Consider the following 24,420-nt stretch of genomic DNA (forward strand, 5'->3'; position numbering starts at 1 on the left):
CCGGCCGCGCTGCGGTGCAGCATGACGCCGACCCACCGGAGATCCCGCGATGCTGCGCCGCGCCCTGCTGCTCTCCCCCCTCCCCGGCGCCCTGGCCTTCCGCCCGGCCGCGGCGCAGGGCTTCCCGGGCCGGCCGGTGCGGCTGGTGGTGCCCTTCGCCGCCGGCGGCATCATCGACCTGGCCGCCCGCATCCTGGCCGAGCCGCTGGCCCGCCGGCTCGGGCAGCCGGTCGTGGTCGAGAACCTGCCGGGCGCCGGCTCCGGCATCGGCGCCCGCGCCGTCGCCCGGGCGGCGCCCGACGGCCATACGCTGCTGCTCTCGGGCGCGGCGCATGCGGTGCTCGCCGCGCTCTACCCCGACCTCGGCTTCGACCCGCTGGCGGATTTCGCCCCGGTCGCCCTGCTCGGCGACCAGCCCTTCGTCGTCGCCGTGCATCCCGGCGTCCCGGCGACGGACGTGCCCGGGCTGCTCGCCTGGCTGCGCGCGAAGGGCGACGGCGCCAACTTCGCCACGACGGGCATCGGCGCCGCCTCGCACCTGGCGGGAGAGCTGCTGAAGGTGCTGGCCGGGGTGGATTTCACCGTGGTGACCTATCGCGGCACGCCGCAGGCGGTGACCGACCTGGTCGCCGGCCGCGCCGAGCTGATGATCGACAGCCAGACCCTGCTGGCGCCGATGGCCCGCGACGGCCGGGTGCGGGCGCTGGCGGTGACCACCGCCCGGCGGTCCCGGCTGCTGCCGGAGTTGCCAACCCTGGCCGAGGCCGGGGTGCCCGGCTATGCCGCCTCCTCCTGGCAGTCGCTGCAGGCGCCGGCCGGGACGCCGCCGGCGGTCCTGGCGCTGCTCGCCGCGGCGGTGGAGGCCGCGCTGGCCGAGCCGACGCTGCAGGCGCGCTACGCCGAGGCCGGGATCGAGCCGCTGGCCGGCGGCCCGGCCGAGGCGGCCCGCTTCATCCGGGCGGAGGCGGCGAAATGGGCGCCGATCCTCAAGGCCGGCGGGATCCGGGCGGGTTAGCGCGTGATCGTCCGAGGCGGAAGCGCCGAAGAACGCCAACCACGCGATAAAACAACAGGCTACCGCCTGCCCTTGCCGACCTGCCGGACGGCGCCGGCTTCCGGCTCCGGCCCCGCCAGCCTGCGGGCGATCAGCACCACCGCGGCGCGGGTCGGCAGGTCCAGCCGGCGATAGGCGCGCAGCAGGGCTTCCTCGTCCCCCGCCAGCAGGCCGAGCGTCGCCTGGTCCTCCTCCAGCACGTCGGGCGGCGGCGCCACGTCGGGGTCGAGGCCGACCAGGTAGGAGACCGAGGTGGCCAGCACCTCGGCCAGGGCCACCAGCTTCTGGCCGCGCGGCGGCGGCCGGCCGGCGCGCAGCCGGTCGAGGAAGTCGGCCGGCAGCCCGGCCTGCTTCGCCGCCTCGGCCGGCTCGAGGCCGAGCCGGTCCAGCCGGCTCTCGATCCGCTCGGCCATGGGGGAGGCCTCCGGGGGGGTCATCCCGGCAGCGTCGCCAGGGCGACCAGCCCGCCGCCCGGGCGGTTGCGCAGCACCACGTCGCCGCCATGCGCCCGCAGGATGTTGCGGGCGATCGGCAGGCCGAGCCCGGTGCCGCCGGTCTCGCGGTTGCGGCTCGCCTCCAGCCGGCGGAAGGGCTGGAAGACCGCCTCCAGCGCATCGGCCGGGATCCCCGGCCCGTCGTCCTCGACCGCGAGCCGGACCGGCCGGCCCGGCCCCTCCGGCACCGCCAGCACCAGCCGCGCCGAGCTGCCGTAGAGCAGGGCATTGCCGATGAGGTTGGCCAGCGCCCGCTTCAGCGCCACCGGCCGGGCCTGGACCACCAGCCGCTCCGGCCCGGCATAGGCGATCGCCTCGGCCAGGTCGGGCCGGGCATCCGCCGCCTCGTCGAGCACGGTGCGGCAGAGCGCGGCGAGATCGAGCGAGACGGTCGGCTCGCCGGTGGAATCGTCGCGGGCGAAGGCGAGCGTCGCCGCCACCATCGCCTCCATCTCGTCGAGGTCGGAGAGCATCTTCCGCCGCTGCTCGTCGTCGTCCATGAACTCGGCGCGCAGCCGCAGCCGGGTGATCGGCGTCCGCAGGTCGTGGCCGATGGCGGCCAGCATCTGGGTGCGGTCGCCGACGAAGCGGCGGATGCGCTCGGCCATGGTGTTGAAGGCGTGCGCGGCCTTGGCGACCTCGGTCGGCCCGGCCTCGGGCATCGGCGGGGCGTTGACGTCGCGGCCCAGCCGTTCCGCCGCCTCCGCCAGGGTCCGCACCGGCCGGGTCAGCCGCCGCACCGCCCAGAGGATGAGCAGCCCGGCCGCCAGGGTCATGGCCGCGAAGGCGATCAGGAAGGTCTCGGAATGCCAGGGCCGCGGCGGCGGCAGCGCGATCCGCAGGTTCAGCCATTCCCCGCTCGGCAGCCGCAGGCTGACCAGGAAGCCCGGCCCGTCGCCGCCGAACAGGCCGAAGCCGGGCAGCGCGCCTTCGGGCGGCGACTGCGGCCGCATCCCCGGCGGCGGCGGCGGTCCCCAGGGGGCCCGCCGGTCCCAGGAGGTGATGACCTCGCGCGGGCGGAAGCGCGGCGGGCCGCCGCTCAGCAGGTCGAGCCGCAGCATCCGGGCGATCGGCGGCGGCACCGGCGGGTGGTCCAGCCGCGCCAGCGGGTGCTCGTCCAGCGTCACCGAGAGCTCGTTCGGCAGTTCCAGCTCGGCCAGCATCTGCCCGCGGCGGTCGGCCGGCGCCAGGATGACGGTGCGCCAGGCGCTGATGGCCCGGGCCGAGATCTCCCGCGCCTGGGCGAAGCGCTGCAGGTCCACCCGGTCCAGCGCGTGGATGGTGAGGCCGGCGGCCTGCACCACGGTCAGCGCCAGCAGCAGCACCAGCGCGGTGCGCCCGGCCAGGCTGCGCGGCCAGACCCGCCAGACCGGCCAGTGGGGCTGCGGCGCGGGCTGGGCTGGCGGCGGCGTGGCGGAGCCGCTCAACTGCGCTCCACCGTCGCGGCCAGCACGTAGCCGCCGCCGCGCACGGTCTTGATCAGGCTGGGGTTGCGGCCGTCGTCCTCCAGCTTGCGGCGGAGGCGGGAGACGGCGACGTCGATGGCGCGGTCGAAGGGCCCGGCCTGGCGGCCGCGCAGCAGGTCCATCAGCATGTCCCGGGTCAGCACCCGGTTCGGCCGCTCGACCAGCACCTGCAGCAGCTCGTACTCGCCGCCCGTCAGCGGGATCTCGGCGCCATCCGGGTTCAGTAGCCGGCGTCGCGCCGGCTCCAGCACCCAGCCGCCGAAGCGGATCGCCTTGGCGGGCGTCGCCGCGGGCGCCCCGGCCTCGCCGGAGGCGCGGCGCAGCACGGCGCGGACCCGGGCCAGCAGCTCGCGCGGATTGAAGGGCTTGCTGAGGTAGTCGTCGGCGCCGAGCTCGAGCCCGACGATGCGGTCGGTCTCGTCGCCCATGGCGGTCAGCATCACGATCGGCACGTCGCCCTGGCTGCGCAGCCACTTGGCGAATTCGAGCCCGCTTTCCCCGGGCAGCATCAGGTCGAGCACCACCAGGTGGTAGCGGCCGAGCGGCCAGAGCCGCCGGGCCTCCTTCGCGTCGCGGGCGGCGGCGACGCGCATGCCCTGGCGCTCGAGGAATTTCGAGAGGAGATCGCGGATCTCGCGGTCGTCGTCGACGACCAGGATATGGGGCTGAGGTTCCATGGCGATTGTAACATAGGGCATTGCCGGCGCCGGCGCGCAGGGAGTTGTTGCGCCCTGTTGCAGCAGGCCCCGCGGTTGCAGGCCGTTGCAATTCGCCATGCCCTGGGGCTTCGCCCGGCAACATCCCGGGCCCATCCTGGGCCATGGCCGCATCCCCCCATGCGGCCCCGGGGACCGGGCCGGCGATTCCGCGTTTTCGGATCGCCCGCTATAAGGCGGCGGGGATGACCCCACCCTCCCCGCCGCCTTCGGTCCCCGCCTTCCCCCTGCCGCCGCCCTGGGCCGTCGCCGGGCTGGCCGCGCTGGTGGAACAGGACCCCCGCCTCGGCGCCATCGAGCCCGCCGCCGGGCCGCTGCCCTGGCGCAGCCGCGCCCCCGGCTTCCCCGGCCTGCTCAGGACCATCTGCGGCCAGCAGATCAGCAACCAGGCGGCCGGGGCGATCTGGCGGCGGCTGGCCGCCCTGCCCGGAGCGCTGGAGCCGGCCGGGCTGCTGGCGCTCGACGACGCGATGCTCTGCGGCGTCGCCGGGCTGTCGCGGCCGAAGGCGGCGCATGCCCGGTCGCTGGCCGCCGCCTGCCTCGACGGCCGGCTGGACTTCGCCGGGCTGGCCGCGCTGGGCGATGCCGCGGCCGTCGCGCATATCGCGGCGGTGAAGGGGCTCGGCCCCTGGACCGCCGAGGTGCACCTGCTCTTCGCCGAGCAGCGGCCGGACATCTTCCCGAGCGGCGACCTGGCGCTGGCCGCCAGCGCGGCGCAGCTCCTGGGGCTGGAGGCCCGGCCGCCGCCCAGGGCGCTGGCGGCGCTGGCGCTGGGCTGGGCGCCCTGGCGGTCGCTGGCGGCGCGGCTGCTCTGGCACCACTGGCGGCACGTGACCGGGCGGCCGGCGGTGGAGGATCCGTGACGCCGGACCGGCGCCCACCCTCGCCTCAGGCCGGCACCCGGCAGACCCGGCAGGGGATGGCGCCGGTATCGACCGAGCCGCTCACCGGGTCGGTCGGGCCGGTATAGGAGAGCGCGGCGTTGACGTTGACGTCGAGCGCGCCGAACTCCGGCCCCGGCGCCTCCGGCCGCCACCAGCCGACGCCGGTGGTCAGCACGCCGGGACGGGTGCGGTCGGTGATGGCCGCCTTCAGCCGCACCGGGCCGGCGCCGCCCGGTGTCTCGACCCGTACCCAGTCGCCCTCGCCGATGCCGTAATCGGCAGCGGTCTCGGGATGCACATGCACCCTGGGGTCGGGCGAGACCTTCCGCGCCCAGGCCTGCTCGCGGAAGCGGGAATGGTGGTAGGTCTTCTCCCGGATGCCGGTCTGCAGCCGCAGCGGGAAGCCCGGCGCCGGCGCGGCTCGGTCGAGCGGCGGGACGTAGTCCGGCAGCGGGTCCTGCCCGGCGCGTTCCAGCAGCACCGAATGCAGCTCGACCTTGCCGGTCGGGGTGGCGAAGACCTGCCGGTCGAAATCGCCCATGGTGTAGTCGAACTGGGCGAAGCCGTCGCGCCGCAGCGCCTCCAGCGAGACGCCGGAGTCGCCGATCAGGAAGGCGTTGAACGCCGCCTTGTCCCGCCAGGGCAGCAGCTCGGCGGTGACCGCGCCGCGCGCCCGCATCCGGTCGAGCAGGCCGACGGCGATGGTGAGGTCGCAGCGCGCCTCCCCCACCGGCGGGGCGACGGCGGCGGTATAGGTGATGCACGGCCCCTTCGGGCTCAGCGCGACCTCCTCCTCCTCCAGCCCGGTGGTCTTCGGCAGCACCAGGTCGGCCACGGCGGCGGTCGGCGTCATGGTCTGGGCCGCGACGCAGAGGAAGTCGAGCGAGGCCAGCGCCCGCAGGGTCCGCCGGGTATCCGGGTACATGACGGCGATGTTCACGCCGCTGGCGACCATCGCCCGCACCGGATAGGGCGTGCCGGTCAGCATCGCCTCCAGCACCGAGGAATTGTGGCAGGCGGTCTGCCAGCCGCCCGGCCCGGCCCAGAGGGGAAAGCGGTCGGCGCCGATGGTCCGCCGCTCGACCGCTTCGGGCAGCCGGAAGCGGGGGTCGTGCAGCAGGTCCATCCAGGTGCGGAAGCCGGGCGGGCGCTTCGAGCGGCGGTTGCCGCCGGGCCGGTCGAGGTTGCCGCTGATGGCGACCAGCGCGTGGAAGGCGCGGAAGGTCTGCACCCCGTTGCTGGCGGCATCGATGCCATGGCCGGAGACGAAGCAGGCGGGCCCGGCGGCGTAGTATTCTGCCGCCCGGCGGATATCGGCCGCCGGCACGCCGGTGATCGCGGCCGCGACCTCGGGCGTGTAGCGGGCGGCGCGTTCGGCGAGCGCCGCGAAGCCATGGGTGTGGCGGGCGACGAAGTCGCGGTCCCAGGCGCCCTCGACGACCAGGTGCCGGATCATCGCCAGGGCGATGGCGGCATCGGTGCCCGGCTCCGGCCGCAGCCAGAGGTCGGCGAGCTCGGCCGCCTGGGTGCGGAAGGGGTCGATCACCACCACCCGGGCGCCGCGCGCCTTGGCCCGCTTCAGCTCGATCCATTGCGGCGGGTCGGCAGCGGCCGGATTGCGCCCGACCAGCAGGACGCAGGCGGCATTGGGGATGTCCTCGCCGCCGGTGATGGCGAGGCCGGTGACCTTGTCGCTGACCCCGCGGCAGCCGCCGCAGAGGTCCTGGTTGATCATCCAGTTGGGCGAGCCGAGCGAGCGCATGAGCAGCGCCATGACCGCGCCGCGGCTGAAGGCGGCGCCGCTGACCGCGCCCACCAGGGAGGGCGCGCCGTAGCGCGCCCGGGTCTCGGCGAAGCGGTCCGCCATCTCGTCGAGGGCGCTGTCCCAGCTCACCCGCTCCCATTGGCCGGAGCCGCGGGGGCCGATGCGGCGGAGCGGATGGGTCAGGCGGGCGTCCTGGTAGGTCGCCTCCGGCAGCGCCCGGATGCCCTTGACGCAGAAGGCGCCGGCCGAGACCGGGCTGGCCGGGTTGGGCGCCACCTTCAGCACCCGCCCGTCGGCGCCGAGGCTGACCAGGGAGCCGCAATAGGCCGAGCATTCCCAGCAGGTGCTCGGCAGGATCCGGTGGGTCGCCTCGTTCATGCGCCGTGCTCCGCTCCGCCGGCCCCATCGGGGCATGGCGGCGGCCGGGGCACAAGGCCCTCGGCGCCGGGGCTCAGGGCTCCATCAGGATGGATTCGAGCGGCCAGGGGATGGTCTCGCCCTCGACGATGAAGTCGACCTCGCCCTCATCCTCGCCGTCCCAGGCCCGGGCCAGCGCCAGGCCGATCACCGGCAGCCAGGAGGAGGCGCCGAGCGCGGCGGTGACATGGGCATTCAGCGTCCCCCGCTCGTCGTGCAGGCGGCGGACGTGGCGCGCCCAGATGCGCTCGCCCATGGTGCCCTCGCCGTCCGAGACCTCGGCGGTGATGATCCGCAGCACCTCCCGCACCCGGCCGTCGGTGCGGATCAGCCGGGCGATGCGCCAGGGCTCGTCGGCGGTGTTGTAGGCGGTGTACTCCGGCTCGATCGGGATCATGGCAACCTCTCTCAATCCTGACGGCCGGTTCGGACCGCGGCGCCTCCCGGCGCCGCGGCCACCGGGCCGCCCTATTCCAGCCGTGGCGCGGCGTCGAACCCATCCGGCAGCAGCCCGCGCGGGGCGATGAAGTCGTAGGGGCCGCGGGCGAGGAAGCGGCCGGTGCCGGGCTCGGCCTGGACCACCCCGTCCCGCATCACCACCGTGCCGCGGCGGACCGTGGCGACCGGCCAGCCGGTGACCTCCAGCCCCTCGTAGGGCGTGTAGTCGATGGCGTGCTGCATCAGCGCGTTGGTGATGGTGACCTTCTTCTTCGGGTCCCAGAGCGCGAGGTCGGCATCGCCGCCGATGGCGATGGCGCCCTTGCGCGGTGCCAGCCCCATCAGCCGGGCCGGGTTGGTCGCGGTCAGCCGGACGAAGTGGTCGAGGCTGATGCGGCCCTTCGAGACCCCCTCGCTGAACAGGATCGGCAGCCGGGCGGCGAGGCCGGGGATGCCGTTCGGGATGTCGCGGAAGGGCACCGCCGTCCCGCCCGCCTGCTTGCCCGCGCCGGGCCGGTGCATGCTGAAGCCGCAATGGTCGGAGGAGACCACGTCGAGCGTCCCGCGCCGGATCATCTCCCAGACCCGGCCCTGCTCCTCGGCGGAGCGCGGGCTCGGGCTGCACATGTAGGCGGCGCCGTCGAAGCCGGGCCGGTCCATGTCCGCGGCGGCCAGCGCCAGGTACTGCGGGCAGGTCTCGCCCCAGACCTTCACGCCGCGGTGCTGGGCGCGGGCGATCTCCTCGGCCGCCTCGGCGCAGCTCACGTGGAAGACCTGGATCGGCTGGTCCACCAGCTCGGCGAGCGCGATGGCGCGGTGCGTCGCCTCCCGCTCCACCACGGGCGGGCGCGACCAGGCATGGTATTTCGGCGCGGTGAGGCCCGCCTTGAGCAGGGCCTCGGTCCGCCAATTGATCGCGGCGTAATTCTCGCAATGCACCGTCACCAGGCAACCATGGCGCCGGGCTGTGACCAGAACCTTAAGGAAGGCCTCATCGCTGAGGTGCAGCGGCTCATAGGTGAGGAATACCTTGAGGCTGCGGATGCCGCGGGCGACGACCTCGGGCACTTCGCGCTCCAGCACGTCGTCGGTCGCGTCGCTGATGATCTGGTGGAAGCTGTAGTCCACCATGCCGCGCGCCGCCCGCGCCTCGTAGTCGGCCAGCCGCGGCAGGATCCCCTCGCCCTTCCACTGCGGCACGAAGCAGACCACGCTGGTGGTGCCGCCGGCGAAGGCGGAGACGCTGGCGGAGCCGAAGCTCTCCTCCTGCACCGTCACCTCGGTCGCGGGCGCGCCGCCGGCGCTGGTATAGCCGCCGCGGGACGGCTCCTCGATGTGGCAATGGGTGTCGACGCCGCCCGGCAGCACCAGCAGCCCACCGGCATCGAGCGTCGCGGCGCCGCCCGGGATGCTTTCGGCCAGGGCGACGATCCGCCCGCCGCGGATGCCGATGTCGCAGCGCATGGTGCCGAGCCCGCTGGCCACCGTGCCGCCGCGCACCACGAGGTCGTAGTCCGCCATGTCCCATCCTCCACGAAACCGTGCGGATGATGCGGCCGGGACCGCCATGGCGTCCATCCGCCCGGCCCGACCGCCGGGCGGGGCGGAAGCCCGGGGTCATGGCCCGCGCCGCGGGGGCGCGGGCCGCGGCCTCAGGCCATGCCGGCGACCGGCAGCCGTTCAAGCCCATCCGGGGTCAGCGCCCGGAGGAAGTCCTCGCCCCAGCCCTCCGGCGTCGCCCCGGCGATCGCCTGCCAGCTCGCCCACCAGCGCTCCTGCCGCTCGGCCAGCGGCATGTCGAGCGCCCGGTGGATCGCCTCGGCCATGCCCTCGGCGTCATGCGGGTTGACCAGCAGGGCGGAGCCGAGCTGCGCCGCCGCGCCGGCGAAGCGCGACAGCACCAGCACGCCCGGGTCGGCCGGGTCCTGCGCGGCGACGTATTCCTTGGCGACCAGGTTCATGCCGTCGCGCAGCGGCGTCACCAGCCCGACCTTGGCCAGCCGCATGAAGCCCGCGATGGTGTCGCGGCTCTGCGGCCGCGCTAGCAGGCGGAGCGGCAGCCAGTCGGGCTCGCCGAACTCGCTGTTGATGCTGCCCGCGGCACTGTCCACCTCGGCCCGCAGCCGGCGATAGGCCAGCACGTCCTCGCGCGAGGGGGCGGCGATCTGCAGCATGGTCGCGCTGCGGGCCGGCCGGCGGGAGATGACCCGGCGGAAGGCCTCCAGCCGCTCCGGCAGGCCCTTGGTCGGGTCCAGCCGGTCGATGCCGAGCAGCAGGGCCTGGCCGCGCAGCGACTGCGCCAACAGCCGGGTCGGCTCCAGCCCGACCTGGGCCGCTGCGGTGGCGGCGAATTCGCTGGCGGCGATCTCGGCCGGGAAGACGCCGAGATGGACCTCGCGGCCGCCCATCTCCATCGTCTGGTCGCCGGTCCGCATGGCGCCGGCCAGCTCGGTCGCGGTGGCGGCGAAATTGTCGCGGTCGGTCGCGGTCTGGAAGCCGATGAGGTCGGAGGCGAGCACGTCCTGCACCAGGCCGCGGATCCCCGGGGCGACCGCGACCGCTTCCGGCCCCGGGAAGGGCACGTGCAGGAAGAAGCCGGTCGGGTTGTCGACGCCCTGGGCCCGCAGCGCCCCGGGCAGGGACATCAGATGGTAGTCGTGCACCCAGATGCGGTCGTCGTCGCGCAGCAGCGGCACCAGGTTGTCGGCGAAGCGGTGGTTGACCTTGCGGTAGGTCTCGAGGTCCTGCCGGCGGAAGACCATCAGGTGCGGCAGGGCATGCAGCATCGGCCAGAGCACGCCGTTGGAATAGCCGGTGTAGTAGCCCCGGTGCTCGGCCTCGGTCAGGTCGAGGGTGGCATAGCCCACCGCCCCGCGCTGGGCGAAGGCGGGCGGCGCATGGTCCCCGCCGGCGGTCTCGGTGACCGCCCCGCTCCAGCCGAACCACAATCCGCCACGGCGCTGCATCAGCCCGAGCAGCGCCACCGCCAGCCCACCGGCATGCCCGGCATTGCCGGCCGGCACGGGAACCCGGTTGGAGACGACGACGATACGGCTCATCCCACCTCCAGCAGCGCCACCGGCAGGCGGGCCAGAAGGTCGGCCAGGGGCAGGCGATCCGCCCCTTCACTCCCTTCGTGGGTTATGCCGCTCAAGACGTCCCGCCAACGTTGCGCCATGATACCACGCGGCAGGACGAGTTCGGTTCCGCCCCATTCCGCGGCCGGGACAAGCGGCAGCGGTGCGTCGCCGACCAGCGCGGCCGGCAGGCGGGTGGCGACGGCGATGACCACGCCGTCCTTGTGGACCCGGGCGAAGGCCAGGACATGGGCGGCCTGGGGGCCTTCGGCCACCAGCGGCAGGTAGTCCCCCTCGACGAAGATCGCCGGTCTCGCGGCCCGCAGCGCCAGCGCCCGTGCCAGGATGGCCTGCTTGATGCGGCCGTCCCGCCAGGACTGCAGCAGCTCGGCCGGCGCCGCCGCCGCCTCCACCGCGACCCGGCGGGCGTCCCAGTCCACCGGGCGGCGGTTGTCGGGGTCGACCAGGCTGAGGTCCCAGAACTCGGTCCCCTGGTACAGGTCGGGCACCCCGGGCGCGGCGCAGCGGAGCAGCGTCTGCGCCAGGCCGTTCACCGCGCCGGCGACGGCGATGCGGCCGGCGAAGGCCGCCACCTCCCCGCGCAGGTGGCTGGCGCGGTCGGCCGCCATGCAGGTGAAGACGAAGTCGCGGCAGGCGGTCTCGTACTCGGCATTGGGCACCGCCCATTCGGTGCGGCGCTTGGCCTCGCGCAGCGCCTTCTCCTGCCAGGCGACCACCCGCTCGAGGAACTCATTCACCCCGGCCTCGTCCTCGGGGTCGAGGTCCAGAGGCCAGGCGCCGACCAGGGTCTGGTAGAGCATGAGCTGGGCGCTCATCCCCGGCGCGGCGCCGTCGCTCAGCTCCTTGCGGAGCTGCGAGTTCAGCCGGGTCCAGCGATGCACCGCGGTCGCCCATTCCTCCGGGATCTCCGACAGCACCGCGAGCCGGGCGCGGACATCCTCGCCGCGCTTGTGGTCATGCGTCGCGGTCGCCAGCAGGGCGCGGGGGAAGTTCTTGGCCCGCGCCTTGGCGGCGCCGTGGAAGCCAGCTGGGGTCACCGCGAAGCGGGCGGGGTCGGAGCCGACCTCGTTGCGCGAGATCAGCCGGCCGTAGCGGTAGAAGGCGGTGTCCTCGACGCTTTTCGCCGCGACCGGGGCCGAGAGCTGCTGGAACCGCACCGCGGCCGAGAGCCGCTCCCGCCGCAGGCTTGGCGCCAGGCTGCGCGGCGGCTCGCCGCCGAGCCAGCCGTCGAGCAGGTCGATCAGCGGCCGGTCGGCGGCGCGGATGGTCCGCCGGGCGCCGGCCAGCGCCCAGTCGAGGATGCGCTTGTCGTCCTCGCTGCGGCCGCCGGTCGAGATGTACAGGCGATAGATCGGGAAATGCACCAGCACCTCCACCAGGGCGCGGCGCAGCGCGGTCAGGGTGAAGTCCCGCGTCACTAGGTCGCGGCCGGCGACCCGCTTCAGCGCCGCCGCGGTGGCGTTCAGCTCGGAGGCGAGGTTGTCCCGCAGGATCTGCCGCCGGGCCTCGCGCGCCTCGGCCTCGAAATGCGGCGAGCGGCCGGTGCTCTCGGTCCAGAGCGTGGTCAGCGGCGCCTCGCCGGCGGGGTCGTGCAGCACGCCGCTGGCCTCGTCCATGAAGTCGTAGCCGGTGGTGCCGTCGACCAGCCAGTCGGTCCGGAGCGATTCGAAGGGCGCCAGGATCTTCTCGACCCAGACCAGCGGCGCCTGGTCCGGCCGCACCGTCTGCATGCGGCGATAGAGCTTGCGGCAATAGCTGCGGGGGTCGGCGAGGCCGTCGATATGGTCGATCCGCACGCCGTCGATGTCGCCATCGGCATAGAGCTTCAGGATCAGCTCATGCGTCGCGTCGAAGACCTCCGGCAGCTCGACCCTGAGGCCGGCGAGCGAGGTGATGTCGAAGAAGCGGCGCCAGTTGATCTCGTCGGCCGCGGCGCGCCACCAGACCAAGCGGTAATGCTGGCGCTCCAGCAGCCGGTGCAGGCGATCGCGCCCGGCCTCCTCCAGGGGGTCGAAGGCGGCGATCGCCGCCTCGATCCGGGTGGCGCCGGCGCGGGTGCTGGCGAGCTCGACCAGGGCCTGCTGCCCCTGGGCGGCGGCGCTGCGGGCGGCGCTGCGGTCGCGGAGATGCAGCCCGATGCGGCCGAATTCCTGCGCCAGATCCTCGAGCGCCGGATCGCCGCCGCCGCGCAGCACGTGGGTGTAGTGCTGCGGCGCGATCGGGAAGCGGTGCTCGTAGTACTGCACGAAGAACTGGCCGGTGGCGGTATCGAATTGCAGGGTCAGCGCGCCGGAGGCGAGTGCCTCGCCATAGGGGGCACCGAGGAAGGGCGCCAGCATCCGGTTGTGCAGGGCGCGATCCGGCGGCTCCCAGTCGATGTCGAAGAAGCCGGCGTAGGGGCTCTGCCGGCCCCATTCGAGCACGTCGAGCCACCAGGCGTTGTCGGCGCCGCCGACCCCCATGTGGTTCGGCACGATGTCGAGGATGAGGCCGAGGTTCGCCGCCTTCAGCGCCGCGACGAGCCGGGCGAGCGCCGCCTCGCCGCCCAGCTCCGGGTTGATCCGGCCATGGTCGACGATGTCGTAGCCATGGGTCGAGCCGGGCCGCGCCTTCAGGATCGGCGAGGCATAGAGGTGGCTGATCCCGAGCCGGGCGAAATAGGGGACGAGGGGGACGGCATCGTCGAGGGTGAAGCCCGCATGGAACTGGAGGCGGGCGGTCGCGGTCAGCGGCAGGGACATCAGTTTCCTCGGGGCCGGGCTTCGGCGAAGGCATTGATGCGGCGCGCCACGTCGGGCGCGTCGAGCAGGGTCGCGGCATCGCCGGGCAGGCGGCGGCGCCAGTTCGGATGGCCCTCCACCGTGCCCGGCAGGTTGGGCTGCTCGGGCAGCGCGAGCGCGTCCTCGAGCGGCAGGATCGCCAGGGCGCAGGCGGCGCTGGCCACCTGGGCGATGGCGGCGTCCACCACGCGCTCGCCCTCGGCCGCGCCGGGCTCGGGCCCCTGGGCGGTGCCGTTGTCGCGGCAGGCCTGCCACAGGGCGCTGCGGTCCCTGGCGCGGCGGGCCTTCTCCTCCTCGACCGTCGCCGCATCCGGAAACAGCGAGAGCCGGTCGCGCCAGCCGATGTCGAGGCCACGCCACCAGCCGACCACCGTCGGCAGGTCATGCGTCGTGGTCATCGCCGCGGCATCGGGCGTCCAGCCGTGCGGCGGGCGGAAGCCGCCGTTCTGCTCCTGCTCGAACCACAGCACGCGCATGCCGAGGATGCCGGCGGTCGCCATCTGGTCGTGGAAGCCCTCCGGCAGGGTGCCGAGGTCCTCGCCGATGACGATGGCCCGGTGGCGATGGGACTCGAGCGCCAGCAGCCGCAGCAGGTCCGGCATCGGATAGCGGAGGTAGGCGCCCTCCGCGGCCCCCATGCCCTCCGGCACCACCCAGAGCCGGGCGAGGCCCATGGCATGGTCGACCCGCACGCCGCCGGAATGGCGGAAGGCCGAGCGCAGCAGCTCGCGGAAGGCGCCGAAGCCGCCCGCCCGCATCTCCAGCGGCGAGAAGGCGGTCAGCCCCCAATCCTGGCCGAGCGGGGAGAAGATGTCCGGCGGCGCGCCGACGGTGACGCCGGGCAGGATCTCCCGCTGGCGGGACCAGGCATGGCTGCCGCCGCCGTCGGTGCCGACCGCGAGGTCGGTGATGAGGCCGACCGGCATCCCGGCCTCCCGCGCCGCCTGCTGCGCCGCGCCGCGCGAGGCGTCGGTCAGCCACTGGCAGAAGGCGTGGAAGGCGACCTCGGGGGCGTGGTCGCGGGCGAAGCGCTGCACGCCCGGGCTCTGCGGCGTGCGGTATTCCTCCGGCCACTGGCGCCAGTGCCAGAGGCCGGGATCGCCGCCGTAGAGATGCGCATGCAGCGCCTCGAAGCGGGCGTGGTCCTCGAGCGCCGGGCCGGCCTCGCTGCGGAACTCGACGAAGCCGAGATGGTCGGCATGGTCGCGGAACAGGCGCCGCAGCCGGGCCAGCTTGCGGACGGTCGCCGCCGGCCAGTCGATCAGCTCGCCGTCATCCTCGTGCTGCGCCGCCTGGACGCCGAGCGCCACGGCGGGGTCGGCATGCAGCACGTTCAGCATGATGCGGGAGGAGGGCGAATAGGGCCCGTACTTGTTCGGGTCGGCGGCGAAGAGCGCATGCGCCGGGCTGACGGCCAGCGCGGTCGCACCGCGCCGGCCCGCGGCCCGGGCCAGGTCGGCGACGCCGCCGAAGTCGCCGATGCCGTCGTCGCCCCGGCGCCGCAGCGAGTAGATCTGCGCCGCCAGCGCCCAGGCGGCGCCGCCGCGATGCACCTCGGCGCCGAGGTCGTTGAGGGTGACGCAGCGCCGCGGCGCGGCGGCGATGGTGGTATGGCCCTCATCGAGCGTCAGCCGGTGGTAGCCCGGCGTCGAGACCGCGGGCAGCCGCGCCTCGCGGTTCCAGCCCTCCTCGAGGTGGCCCTCGATGCGGTCGCCGCCCTCGATGTCGAGCCGGTAGCGGTGCCCGGGCGAGGCGCCGGGGATGGCGACGCCATCGGGGCCGATGGTCATGGTCAGCAGCGGCGGCAGCCGGTCGTCCAGCCGCAGCAGCAGCGACCGCGCCGCGTCGACCTCGGCCGGCAGCCCCTGCGCCGCCAGCACCGCGCGCAGCGTATCGATTCCAACGTGGTGCACTTCCCCATGGACGTCGCGCCAGTCGGTGGCGATGCCGGCCGTTTCGGCCAGCCCGCGCAATGCCTCGTCCGAACTCATCCCGGCCCCTTCATCATCGGCCCGTCCTCGACACCGGGCGCAGTGGCCGGGGCGATCAGGGCAATGGTGCAACGCGCCGGCAGCGAACCGGTGCCCAGCGCACCGGCGGCACCGGCCAGGCTTTCGAAGATCATCTCGCCCTCGGCCGTTGCCGCAACGGCCTCGGCACCGAGGTTGCAGGCGATGGCCAGCACGCTGCCGTCGCCGAGCCGCCAGCGGGCCAGCACCGCCGCCTCGCCGATGGCATGGGCGCCGAGCGACGCCGACCCGGGGAGGTGCGGGATGATGCGCGCATGGCGCAGCGCCAGCAGCCGGCGGTGCAGGGCGAGGATGGCATCATGCGGCGGCCGCGCCGCCTCACCTGGGTCGGCGATGGAGGCGGTGAAGGTGGTCGCTGCATTCGGGTCGGGAATGCGCGCGCGCCGCTCCGGGTCCTGGAAGGCGGCGAATTTGGCGAATTCCTTCCGCCTGCCGTCACGGACCAGCGGGGCGAGTTCGTCGTTGTGGTCGGTGAAGAACAGGAAGGGTGCCGTCGCGCCCCACTCCTCCCCCATGAAGAGCATCGGGATCTGCGGCGAGAGCAGCAGCAGCGCGGTCGCCGCCGCCAGCGCATCGGGGTCGGCCAGCGCCGCCAGCCGCTCGCCGAAGGCGCGGTTGCCGACCTGGTCGTGGTTCTGCAGGAAGAGCACGAAGGCGGTCGGCGGCAGGTGCCCCGAGGGCTCGCCGCGCGGCGCGCCGAGGTGCGGCGACTGCTGGCCCTGGAACAGGAAGCCCTGGGCCAGCACGGTCGCCAGCTTCTCGGCGCCCTGGCCGGCGAAATCCTCGTAGTAGCCCTCGCGCTCACCGGTCAGCAGCGGGTGCAGGACGTTGTGGCCGTCGTCGTTCCACTGCGCGTCGAAGCCGCCGACCGGGCGGAGGTGCCGGGCCGCGTTCTCCTCGTTCTCCAGCACCAAGTGGACGTGGCGGTCGGTGATGCTGCCGCGGACCCGGCGGGCCAGGGTGTCGAGCCAGGCCGATTCGGCGATGGCGTGCACCGCGTCGAAGCGCAGCCCGTCGATGCGGTACTCCTGCAGCCAGAAGAGCGCGTTCTCCTCGAAGTAGTCGCGCACCGCGGCCTGGCGGAAGTCGATGGCGGCGCCCCAGGGGGTATGCACACCCTCGTTGAAGAAGCGCTTGGCATAGGCATGCAGGTAGGCTCCGTCGGGGCCGAAATGGTTGTAGACCACGTCGAGGAAGACCATGAGCCCGAGGCCATGCGCCGCATCGACCAGCGACTTCAGCTCCTCGGGCGTGCCGAAGGCGGTGTCCGGCGCATAGGGCAGCACGCCGTCGTAGCCCCAGTTGTGCGCGCCCGGGAAGTCCGCGATCGGCATCAGCTCGATGGCGGTGACGCCGAGGTCGCGCAGCCGTGGCAGCGCCGCCTCCACCCCGGTGAAGCCGCCCATGGCGCCGACATGCACTTCGTACAGCACCGTCTCGTGCCAGGGCCGGCCGGCCCAGTCCGCGTGCCGCCAGGCGAAGGCGCGCGGGTCGACCACGACCGAGGGGTCGCTGACGTCGCCCGCCTGCAGCCGCGAGGCCGGGTCGGGCACCGCGAGGTCGGGCGAGACGCGGAAGCGGTAGCGCGCCCCGGCGCCGACCGGGGCCTCGAGGCCGAACCAGCCGTCGCCTTCGGGCTGCATCGGCCGCGGCGCCTCGCCCTCCACCTCCAGCCCGACGGCGTCGCAATCCGGCGCCCAGAGCCGGAAGCGGGTGCGGTCCGGGGCCAGCAGGGTGGCGCCCCAACGGGTGTCCTGCGCGAAGCGGGTCATGCCGGCAACCGCACGGCCAGCAGCAGCACGGAATGCGCGCCCACGGTCACCGATGTGCCGGAAACAGGATATTCTTCCACTTCAGGCTCCGCCGAATCGAGCACCACCGACCAGTCGAACGCGGGCGGCGGCAGGTTGAAGGTATGGGCCGCGCCATCGGCGTTCAGCAGCAGCAGCGTCGCATCGACGCTGCCATCCGCCGCCGCCGTGGCCCGGCGCAGTGTGAGCGTGCGGGCCTCGGGCTCGTTCCAGGCATCCGGCGTCATCGTCTGGCCATGCTGGTCGAACCAGGCGATGTCGCTGAGGCCGGGCCGCACCTCGGCGCCGCCATGCAGGAAGACCGCCGGCCGCAGCGGCGGCAGGCGGTGGCGGAGCGCGATCATCCGGGCGGTGAAGCGCTGCAGCAGCTGCGCCTCCGGCCCCGCCGCCCGCGCCCAGTCCACCCAGCTGATGTCGTTGTCCTGGCAATAGGCGTTGTTGTTGCCGCGCTGGGTGCGGGCCATCTCGTCGCCGCCGAGCAGCATCGGCGTCCCGGCCGAGGCGAAGAGGGTGGCGAGCATGGCCCGGGTCACCGCCGCGCGGGTGGCGTTGACCGCCGCGTCGTCGGTCTCGCCCTCGACCCCCCAGTTGTTGCTGTGGTTGTCGGCGTGGCCGTCGCGGTTGTCCTCGCCATTGGCGGCGTTGTGGCGCTGCTCGTAGGCGTTGGTGTCGTGCAGCGTGTAGCCGTCGTGGCTGGCCACGAAATTCACGCTGGCCCAGGGGCGGCGCCGGCGGCGGTCGAAGAGCTCGGCCGAGCCGGTCAGCCGCGCCGCCAGGTCGCTGCGCATGCCGCTGTCGCCGCGCCAGAAGCGGCGGACGCCGTCGCGGTAGCGGTCGTTCCATTCGGCGAAGCCGGGCGGGTGGTTGCCGACCTGGTAGCCGCCGGGGCCGAGGTCCCAGGGCTCCGAGATCAGCTTCACCCGGGACAGCACCGGGTCCTGGCGGATGGCGTCGAAGAAGCCGCTGCCCTGGTCGAAGCCGCCGGGCTCGCGGCCGAGGATGGTGCCGAGGTCGAAGCGGAAGCCGTCGACGTGGTACTGCTCGACCCAGTAGCGCAGGCTGTCCATGACCATCTGCAGGACGCGGGGATGGCTGATGTTCAGCGTGTTGCCGGTGCCGGTGTCGTTGATGTGGTGGCGCTCCTCCCCCGGCATGAGCCGGTAGTAGGAGGCATTGTCGAAGCCGCGCCAGGACAACGTCGGCCCCATCTCGCTGCCCTCGCAGGTGTGGTTGTAGACCACGTCGAGGATCACCTCGATGCCCGCCGCGTGCAGCCGGCGCACCGCCACCTTCAGCTCGTTCCGCATCCAGGGCTCGATGAGGTAGCGCGGCTCGGGGGCGAAGAAGCCGAGGCTGGAATAGCCCCAGTAGTTCCTGAGGCCCTTCGAGACCAGGAAGCGGTCCTGCAGGTAGGCGTGGATCGGCAGCAGCTCGATCGCGGTGACGCCCAGCGTCTGCAGGTGGTCGACCACCCGGGGGTCGGCCAGGGCGGCGAAGGTGCCGCGCTCGCGCGGGGCGATGTCCTGGCGCAGCATGGTCAGGCCGCGGACATGCGCCTCGTAGATTACGGTGCGGTCCCAGGGCACGCAGGGCGCCCGGTCGTCGCCCCAGTGGAAGCTGTCGTCGACCACGACGGATTTCGGCATGGCCGGGGCGCTGTCCCGCCGGTCGAAGGTCAGGTCGGCGCGGCCGGCGCCGACGCGGTAGCCGAACAGCACGTCGGACCAGCGCACCTCGCCCGAGAGCTGCCGCGCATAGGGATCGAGCAGCAGCTTGTGCGGGTTGAAGCGATGGCCGTGGCGCGGCTCGTAGGGGCCATAGACGCGGTAGCCGTAGAGCTGGCCCGGCCGCGCCTCCGGCAGGTAGCCGTGCCAGACCTCGTCGGTGCATTCCGGCATCGGCAGCCGGGCAATCTCGCGCCGCCCGGCCGCATCGAAGAGGCACAGCTCGATGCGCTCGGCATGCGCCGAGAACACCGCGAAATTGACCCCGAGGCCATCCCAATTCGCGCCCAAGGTGGCCGAGCGGCCGGGCAGCAGACGCGTCGGGACAGGCGGCATGTTACCCTTGTGGCGTGAGGATCAGCACCGCAAGCGGTGGCAGCAGCAGCGAGAGGCTCTGCGCGAAGCCATGGCTCGCAATCGCGTCAGCCGCTACCGAACCACCGTTCCCGCTGTTTGTTCCACCGTAGGCCGCCCCATCGGAGTTCACGACTTCGTGCCAGGCGCCGCCGTTGGGAACGCCGATCCGGTAGCCCGGCCGCGGCATCGGGGTGAGGTTGCAGACCACCAGCGCCGGCGCATCCCCCGGCCCGCCGAAGCGCAGGTAGGCGAAGACGCTGCGGGCGCTGTCGTCGCCGACCACCCACTGGAAGCCCTCCGGCGTGGCATCGCCCCGGTGCAGCGCCGGGATGCCGCGGTAGGCGCCGTTCAGGTCGTGCACCAGCTGCTGCATGCCGCGGTGGCGCGGATCGTCGAGCAGCGCCCAGGACACCGTCCCGTCGTGGTTCCATTCCTCCGGCTGGGCGATCTCGATGCCCATGAAGACCAGCTTGCGGCCGGGATGGCTCCACATGAAGGCGAGGTAGGCCCGCAGGTTGGCGTATTTCTGCCAGTCGTCGCCGGGCATCTTCCCGAGCAGCGAGCCCTTGCCATAGACCACCTCGTCATGGCTGAGCGGCAGGACGAACTGCTCGCTCCAGGCATAGACCAGGCCGAAGGTGAGCTGGCCGTGGTGGTACTGGCGGTGGATGGGATCCTGCTCGATATAGGCCAGGGTGTCGTGCATCCAGCCCATGTTCCACTTGTAGGAGAAGCCGAGGCCCCCCTCGGGCACGGGCCGGGTGACGCCGGGCCAGGCGGTGCTCTCCTCCGCCACCACCATCGCCCCCGGGCAGCGTTCCCCGACGACGGTGTTCAGCTCCTTCAGGAAGGCGACGGCCTCGAGGTTCTCCCGGCCGCCGTAGCGGTTCGGGATCCACTCGCCGGCCGGGCGGGAGTAGTCGCGGTAGAGCATCGAGGCGACGGCATCGACCCGCAGCCCGTCGACGTGGAAATGCTCCAGCCAGAACATGGCGCCGGCCAGCAGGAAGCCGCGCACCTCGTTGCGGCCGAAGTTGTAGATGGCGGTGTTCCAGTCGAGGTGGAAGCCCTCCCGCGGGTCGGCATGCTCGTAGAGCGCGGTGCCGTCGAAGCGGTAGAGCCCGTGCGCGTCGGTCGGGAAATGCGCCGGCACCCAGTCGAGGATGACGCCGATGCCGGCGGCATGCGCCCGGTCGACGAAGCGGGCGAAGCCGGCCGGCGAGCCGAAGCGGGCGCTCGGCGCGAACTGGCCGAGCGGCTGGTAGCCCCAGGAGCCGCCGAAGGGATGCTCCATGATCGGCATGAATTCGAGATGGGTGAAGCCCAGGCCCTGCACGTAGGGGATCAGCCGGTCCGCCAGGCGGTCCCAGTCCGGCGCCTCGCCGGTCGCATCCCGCCACCAGGACCCCGCATGCACCTCGTAGATGGACATCGGCGCATCCGGCGCATGCCGGGCGACGCGCCCGGCCATCCAGGCCTCGTCGCTCCAGGGGAAGGGCGTGGGGTCGGCGATGCGGGAGGCGGTCGCGGGCGGCAGCTCGGTGGCCAGCGCCAGGGGGTCCGCCTTCAGCGGCAGCGTGCCGCCGTCGGGGCCGACCAGCTCGTACTTGTAGGCCATCCCCGGGCGCAGGCCGGGGATGAACAGCTCCCAGACGCCGGCCTCGCGCCGCGCCCGCATCGGGTGGCGGCGGCCGTCCCAGTTGTTGAAGCCGCCGACCACCGAGACCCGCCGCGCATTCGGCGCCCAGAGGGCGAAGCGCACGCCGGCGACGCCGTCGACCGCCATGGCCTGCGCCCCGAAGACCTTGGCCAGCTCGAAGTGCCGGCCCTCGGCGAAGAGATGCAGGTCGAGCGGGCCGAGCAGCAGGCCGAAGCTGTAGGGATCCTCCGTCTCCTGCACCGAGCCGGGCCAGTCGATGCGCAGGCGATAGGGCACCTGGCGCGAGACCCGCCCGGCGAAGAGCCCGCCGCTGTGGATCTGCTCCAGCCCGCCGATCACCTCGCCGCTGTCGCGCGCCAGCACCGTCACGGCGCGGGCGCCGGGCTGCAGGGTGCGGATCTCCCCGCCATGCGGGCCGAGGATGGCGAAGGGGTCGCCGTGCTGCCCGGCGACGAGGGCTTCCATGCCGTCGATCATGGCGCAATCCGATCAGCGAGGGCGGCGAGGCCGCGCAGGGGGATTCCGATCCAGGCGGGACGGTTGGCCGCCTCGTAGCGGATCTCGTAGCCCGCCTTCTCCAGCAGGAAGAGGTCGAGCAGCGCCGCCTCGGCACCCGCGGGCACCCAGGCGTTCTCGGCGGCGGTCTCGACCACGCGATAGGCCTCGAGGAAGGCCGCGGAGGCTTCGCGCTGCCAGCGCTGGATCAGCCCGGCACGGCGTTCCGTCGGCGCCGCGGTCGCGGCACCGGAGGCCTCGGTCGCCACCGCCACGGCGGCGGCATAGTCGAGGCTCCGCAGCAGCCCGGCGACGTCACGCAGGGGGCTGCCCTTGGCGCGGCGTTCGTCGAGCGACCGCGCCGGCTCGCCCTCGAAGTCGACGATGACGGCATCGCCCTGGGCGACCAGCACTTGGCCCAGGTGGAAGTCGCCATGCACGCGGGTCTTCAAGGCGCCATCGGCCGAGAGCGCCAGGCGATGCGCCGCATCGCGCAGGGCATCGCGCTTGGCCAGCAGCCGTGCCGCCAGCGGTGCGATATCCTCCGGCAGGTCCTTGCGTGCCGCGAGCAGGTCGAGCGCCGGCTCGAGCTGTTCCAGCGCGCCCTTGGCCCAGGCGAGGCGGTCGGCCTCGGTCGCCACCTCGGGCGCGAAGTCGGCGTTGTCGGTCGGCCGGGCCAGCGCGGCATGCAGCTCGGCGAGCCGCTGCCCGAGCGCGCTGGCGAAGGCGAGATAGCCGGCGAAGGCATCCTCCGCCGCGTCCTCGGCCAGCACCGCCTCGTCGACCGCGCGTTGCAGCCAGTCCTGGGTCCAGCCCCAGCCGTCGCCCTGGTTGCGGACGAAGGCCTGGGCCAGCATCAGGGTGAAGGGCGTGCCGTCGGCGGCGACGCGCACCACCTCGCCGAGCAGCGGCGCGATGTTGGCGAAGCCCGCCTCGGTGAGGTATCGCGTCACCTCGGCTTCCGGGTGGATGCCGGGGTTGATGCGGCGGATGATCTTCAGCACCACCTGCTCGCCGTAGATGAGCGAGGAGTTGGACTGCTCGGCCGAGAGGCGGCGGATCTCCGGCGCCTCGGGCAAGGCGACCTCGCCGAGGCGCGAGGTGGCGACGAAGCGGATCTCGCCGTCCTCGGTCGGCAGCGTCGCGCCGGCCTGGAGCGCATGCAGCACGGCGGGCGGCATGCGGTCGTCGGCGAAGGCATCGGTCAGGAAGCCGACGCGGCGGACCTGGCGCAGCCGCGCCAGGGCGAGCTGCGAGGACAGCGGGCCGATGCCCTCGGCATCCTCCACGCCGGCCAGCGGCAGGGCGTAGCGCTCGGTGCGGCCGGCGAGCTGCACCTCCACCTCGGCCATGACGACGGCGCCCTTGGCCTCGGGCAGGGTGGCGATGGCGCCGATGCGCAGCGCCTCGATCTTCTCCCCCTTGGAGGCGAACCAGCGCCGCTTCGGCAGGTATTCCGGCAGCACCAGCTGTTCGAGTTCGCGGCGCACGGCCGCTCCGAGAAGTTCTTTCACGTCGGCCTTCAGCACCAGGGTGCGCAGGTCGGGCAGCGGCTCCGGCGAGGGCGCATGCCAGGGCGGCAGGGCCTTCTCGGTCGCCAGCACGAACCAGTAGAAACCATAGGGAGGCAGGGTCAGCAGGTAGGGCAGCTGGCCCACCGGGGGGAAGCTGGTGCCGCCGAGCATCTCGATCGGCACCCGGCCGGCACAGGCCGAGAGGTCGAGCTCCACCGCCTGGGCCGAGCGCGACAGGTTGAAGACGCAGAGGATGGTGTCGTCGTCATGCTCGCGCAGGTAGGCGAGCACCTTGCGGTTGGCCGGATAGAGCAGCTTCATGGCGCCGCGGCCGAAGGCCCGGCTGCGCTTGCGCACCGCCAGCATCCGCCGCATCCAGTTTAGCAGCGAATGCGGGTCGCGCGCCTGCACCTCGACGTTCACGGCCTGGAAGCCGTACATCGGGTCCTGCAGGGTCGGCAGCACCAGCGCCGCCGGGTCGGCCTTGCTGAAGCCCCCGTTGCGGTCGGGCGACCACTGCATCGGGGTGCGGACGCCGTCGCGGTCGCGCAGGAAGATGTTGTCCCCCATGCCGATCTCGTCGCCGTAGTAGATCACCGGGGTGCCCGGCATCGACAGCAGCAGGCCGTTCATCAGCTCGATCCGCCGGCGGTCGCGCTGCAGCAGCGGCGCCAGGCGGCGGCGGATGCCGAGGTTGATGCGGGCGCGCTTGTCGGCGGCATAGGTGGACCAGAGGTAGTCGCGTTCCTTGTCGGTCACCATCTCGAGCGTCAGCTCGTCGTGGTTGCGCAGGAACACCGCCCACTGGCAGCCCTCGGGGATGTCCGGGGTCTGGCGCAGGATGTCGGTGATGGGGAAGCGGTCTTCCTGGGCGATGCCCATGTACATCCGCGGCATCAGCGGGAAGTGGAAGGCCATGTGGCATTCGTCGCCCTGGCCGAAGTACTGCTGGGTGTCCTCCGGCCACTGGTTGGCCTCGGCGAGCAGCATCTTGCCGGGGAAGGACTGGTCCACCTTGGCGCGGATGGTCTTCAGGACCGCATGGGTCTCGTCGAGGTTCTCGTTGTTGGTGCCGTCACGCTCGACCAGGTAGGGCACGGCGTCGAGGCGCAGGCCGTCGACGCCGATGTCGAGCCAGAACTTCATCACCCCGAGCACTTCCGCGATCACCCGCGGGTTGTCGAAGTTCAGGTCGGGCTGGTGGCTGTAGAAGCGGTGCCAGAAATAGGCCTTGGCCTCGGGGTCCCAGGTCCAGTTGGACTTCTCGGTGTCGACGAAGATGACCCGGGTGTCCTGGTACTTCTGGTCGGTGTCCGACCAGACGTAGTAGTCGCGGGCGGCCGAGCCGGGCTTGGCCGCGCGGGCGCGCTTGAACCAGGGATGCTGGTCGCTGGTGTGGTTGATGACCAGTTCGGTGATGACCCGGAGCCCCCGCGCATGGGCCTCCCGCACGAAGCGCTTGGCGTCGTGCAGCGAGCCGTAGCTGGCGTTCACCGCGCGGTACTCGGCGATGTCGTAGCCGTCGTCGCGCAGCGGGCTCGGGTAGAAGGGCAGCAGCCACAGCGTGTCGACGCCGAGCTCGGCGATGTAGTCGAGCTTCTGCAGCAGGCCGGCGAAGTCGCCGACGCCGTCGTCGTTCGCGTCGAAGAAGCTCTTGATGTGGAGCTGGTAGATGACCGCGTCGCGGTACCAGTGGGGATCCTGCGGAAGGGTCATG

General features: G+C 73.2%; 15 protein-coding genes. 2 read left to right on the forward strand and 13 right to left on the reverse strand.

Translation table 11 applies throughout. The features are described 5' to 3' along the window. The first annotated feature begins 49 nt into the window (after nucleotides 1–49). Nucleotides 50–1,015 carry a Bug family tripartite tricarboxylate transporter substrate binding protein gene (locus QWZ14_RS20960; RefSeq protein WP_290318813.1) on the forward strand — a complete coding sequence of 322 codons (966 nt, stop codon included), beginning with the start codon at nucleotides 50–52 and terminating at the stop codon, nucleotides 1,013–1,015. A 59-nt stretch (nucleotides 1,016–1,074) separates the two neighbouring features. Here QWZ14_RS20960 and QWZ14_RS20965 read toward each other — a convergent pair whose 3' ends face one another. The 3 genes from QWZ14_RS20965 to QWZ14_RS20975 are packed head-to-tail and all read right to left on the reverse strand — an operon-like array spanning nucleotide 1,075 to nucleotide 3,691. Next, a complete protein-coding gene (locus QWZ14_RS20965) occupies nucleotides 1,075–1,467 on the reverse strand; it encodes a hypothetical protein (RefSeq protein ID WP_290318814.1) in 393 nt (130 codons plus the stop codon). A 20-nt stretch (nucleotides 1,468–1,487) separates the two neighbouring features. Continuing rightward, nucleotides 1,488–2,975, reverse strand: coding sequence for an ATP-binding protein (locus QWZ14_RS20970; RefSeq protein WP_377753334.1), 1,488 nt, complete (start codon nucleotides 2,973–2,975; stop codon nucleotides 1,488–1,490). After that, the gene (locus QWZ14_RS20975) at nucleotides 2,972–3,691 is read right to left on the reverse strand and encodes a response regulator (protein WP_290318815.1); all 720 of its coding nucleotides are present in this window, start codon (nucleotides 3,689–3,691) and stop codon (nucleotides 2,972–2,974) included. The genes QWZ14_RS20970 and QWZ14_RS20975 overlap by 4 nt, the downstream gene beginning before the upstream one ends. A gap of 224 nt (nucleotides 3,692–3,915) precedes the next feature. On the opposite strand from QWZ14_RS20975, the gene QWZ14_RS20980 reads away from it, so the two are divergent. Continuing rightward, complete coding sequence (locus tag QWZ14_RS20980; RefSeq protein WP_290318816.1) at nucleotides 3,916–4,593, forward strand: DNA-3-methyladenine glycosylase family protein; 678 nt, start codon at nucleotides 3,916–3,918, stop codon at nucleotides 4,591–4,593. A 25-nt stretch (nucleotides 4,594–4,618) separates the two neighbouring features. Here QWZ14_RS20980 and QWZ14_RS20985 read toward each other — a convergent pair whose 3' ends face one another. The 10 genes from QWZ14_RS20985 to treS form a co-directional block, all read right to left on the reverse strand. Next, a complete protein-coding gene (locus QWZ14_RS20985) occupies nucleotides 4,619–6,757 on the reverse strand; it encodes a molybdopterin-containing oxidoreductase family protein (RefSeq protein ID WP_290318817.1) in 2,139 nt (712 codons plus the stop codon). 73 nt (nucleotides 6,758–6,830) lie between these two features. After that, on the reverse strand, nucleotides 6,831–7,193 hold the full coding sequence (locus tag QWZ14_RS20990) for a hypothetical protein (RefSeq protein WP_290318819.1): 363 nt from the start codon (nucleotides 7,191–7,193) through the stop codon (nucleotides 6,831–6,833). Nucleotides 7,194–7,264: 71 nt separating this feature from the next. After that, nucleotides 7,265–8,755 carry a dihydropyrimidinase gene (hydA, locus tag QWZ14_RS20995; protein ID WP_290318820.1) on the reverse strand — a complete coding sequence of 497 codons (1,491 nt, stop codon included), beginning with the start codon at nucleotides 8,753–8,755 and terminating at the stop codon, nucleotides 7,265–7,267. 131 nt (nucleotides 8,756–8,886) lie between these two features. After that, a complete protein-coding gene (locus QWZ14_RS21000) occupies nucleotides 8,887–10,293 on the reverse strand; it encodes an alpha,alpha-trehalose-phosphate synthase (UDP-forming) (protein ID WP_290318821.1) in 1,407 nt (468 codons plus the stop codon). Then, a complete protein-coding gene (gene treY, locus QWZ14_RS21005) occupies nucleotides 10,290–13,073 on the reverse strand; it encodes a malto-oligosyltrehalose synthase (protein WP_290318822.1) in 2,784 nt (927 codons plus the stop codon). Before treY ends, QWZ14_RS21000 begins: the two co-directional genes overlap by 4 nt. Continuing rightward, the gene (gene malQ, locus QWZ14_RS21010) at nucleotides 13,073–15,103 is read right to left on the reverse strand and encodes a 4-alpha-glucanotransferase (RefSeq protein ID WP_290318823.1); all 2,031 of its coding nucleotides are present in this window, start codon (nucleotides 15,101–15,103) and stop codon (nucleotides 13,073–13,075) included. The genes treY and malQ overlap by 1 nt, the downstream gene beginning before the upstream one ends. After that, entirely contained in the window at nucleotides 15,100–16,914 is a 1,815-nt protein-coding gene (gene treZ, locus QWZ14_RS21015; protein WP_290318824.1) for a malto-oligosyltrehalose trehalohydrolase, read from the reverse strand. The genes malQ and treZ overlap by 4 nt, the downstream gene beginning before the upstream one ends. Continuing rightward, nucleotides 16,911–19,013 (reverse strand): glycogen debranching protein GlgX, encoded by a 2,103-nt coding sequence (gene glgX / locus QWZ14_RS21020; RefSeq protein WP_290318825.1) that lies wholly within the window; start codon nucleotides 19,011–19,013, stop codon nucleotides 16,911–16,913. The genes treZ and glgX overlap by 4 nt, the downstream gene beginning before the upstream one ends. 1 nt (nucleotide 19,014) lies before the next feature. Then, nucleotides 19,015–21,171: a 1,4-alpha-glucan branching protein GlgB gene (gene glgB, locus QWZ14_RS21025; RefSeq protein WP_290318826.1), complete on the reverse strand. Its 2,157-nt coding sequence runs from the start codon at nucleotides 21,169–21,171 to the stop codon at nucleotides 19,015–19,017. Further along, nucleotides 21,168–24,419, reverse strand: coding sequence for a maltose alpha-D-glucosyltransferase (treS, locus tag QWZ14_RS21030; protein WP_290318827.1), 3,252 nt, complete (start codon nucleotides 24,417–24,419; stop codon nucleotides 21,168–21,170). The genes glgB and treS overlap by 4 nt, the downstream gene beginning before the upstream one ends. Nucleotide 24,420 lies beyond the last annotated feature (1 nt).

Source organism: Paeniroseomonas aquatica (assembly GCF_030409335.1).
GTDB classification, from domain to species: Bacteria; Pseudomonadota; Alphaproteobacteria; order Acetobacterales; family Acetobacteraceae; genus Belnapia; species Belnapia aquatica.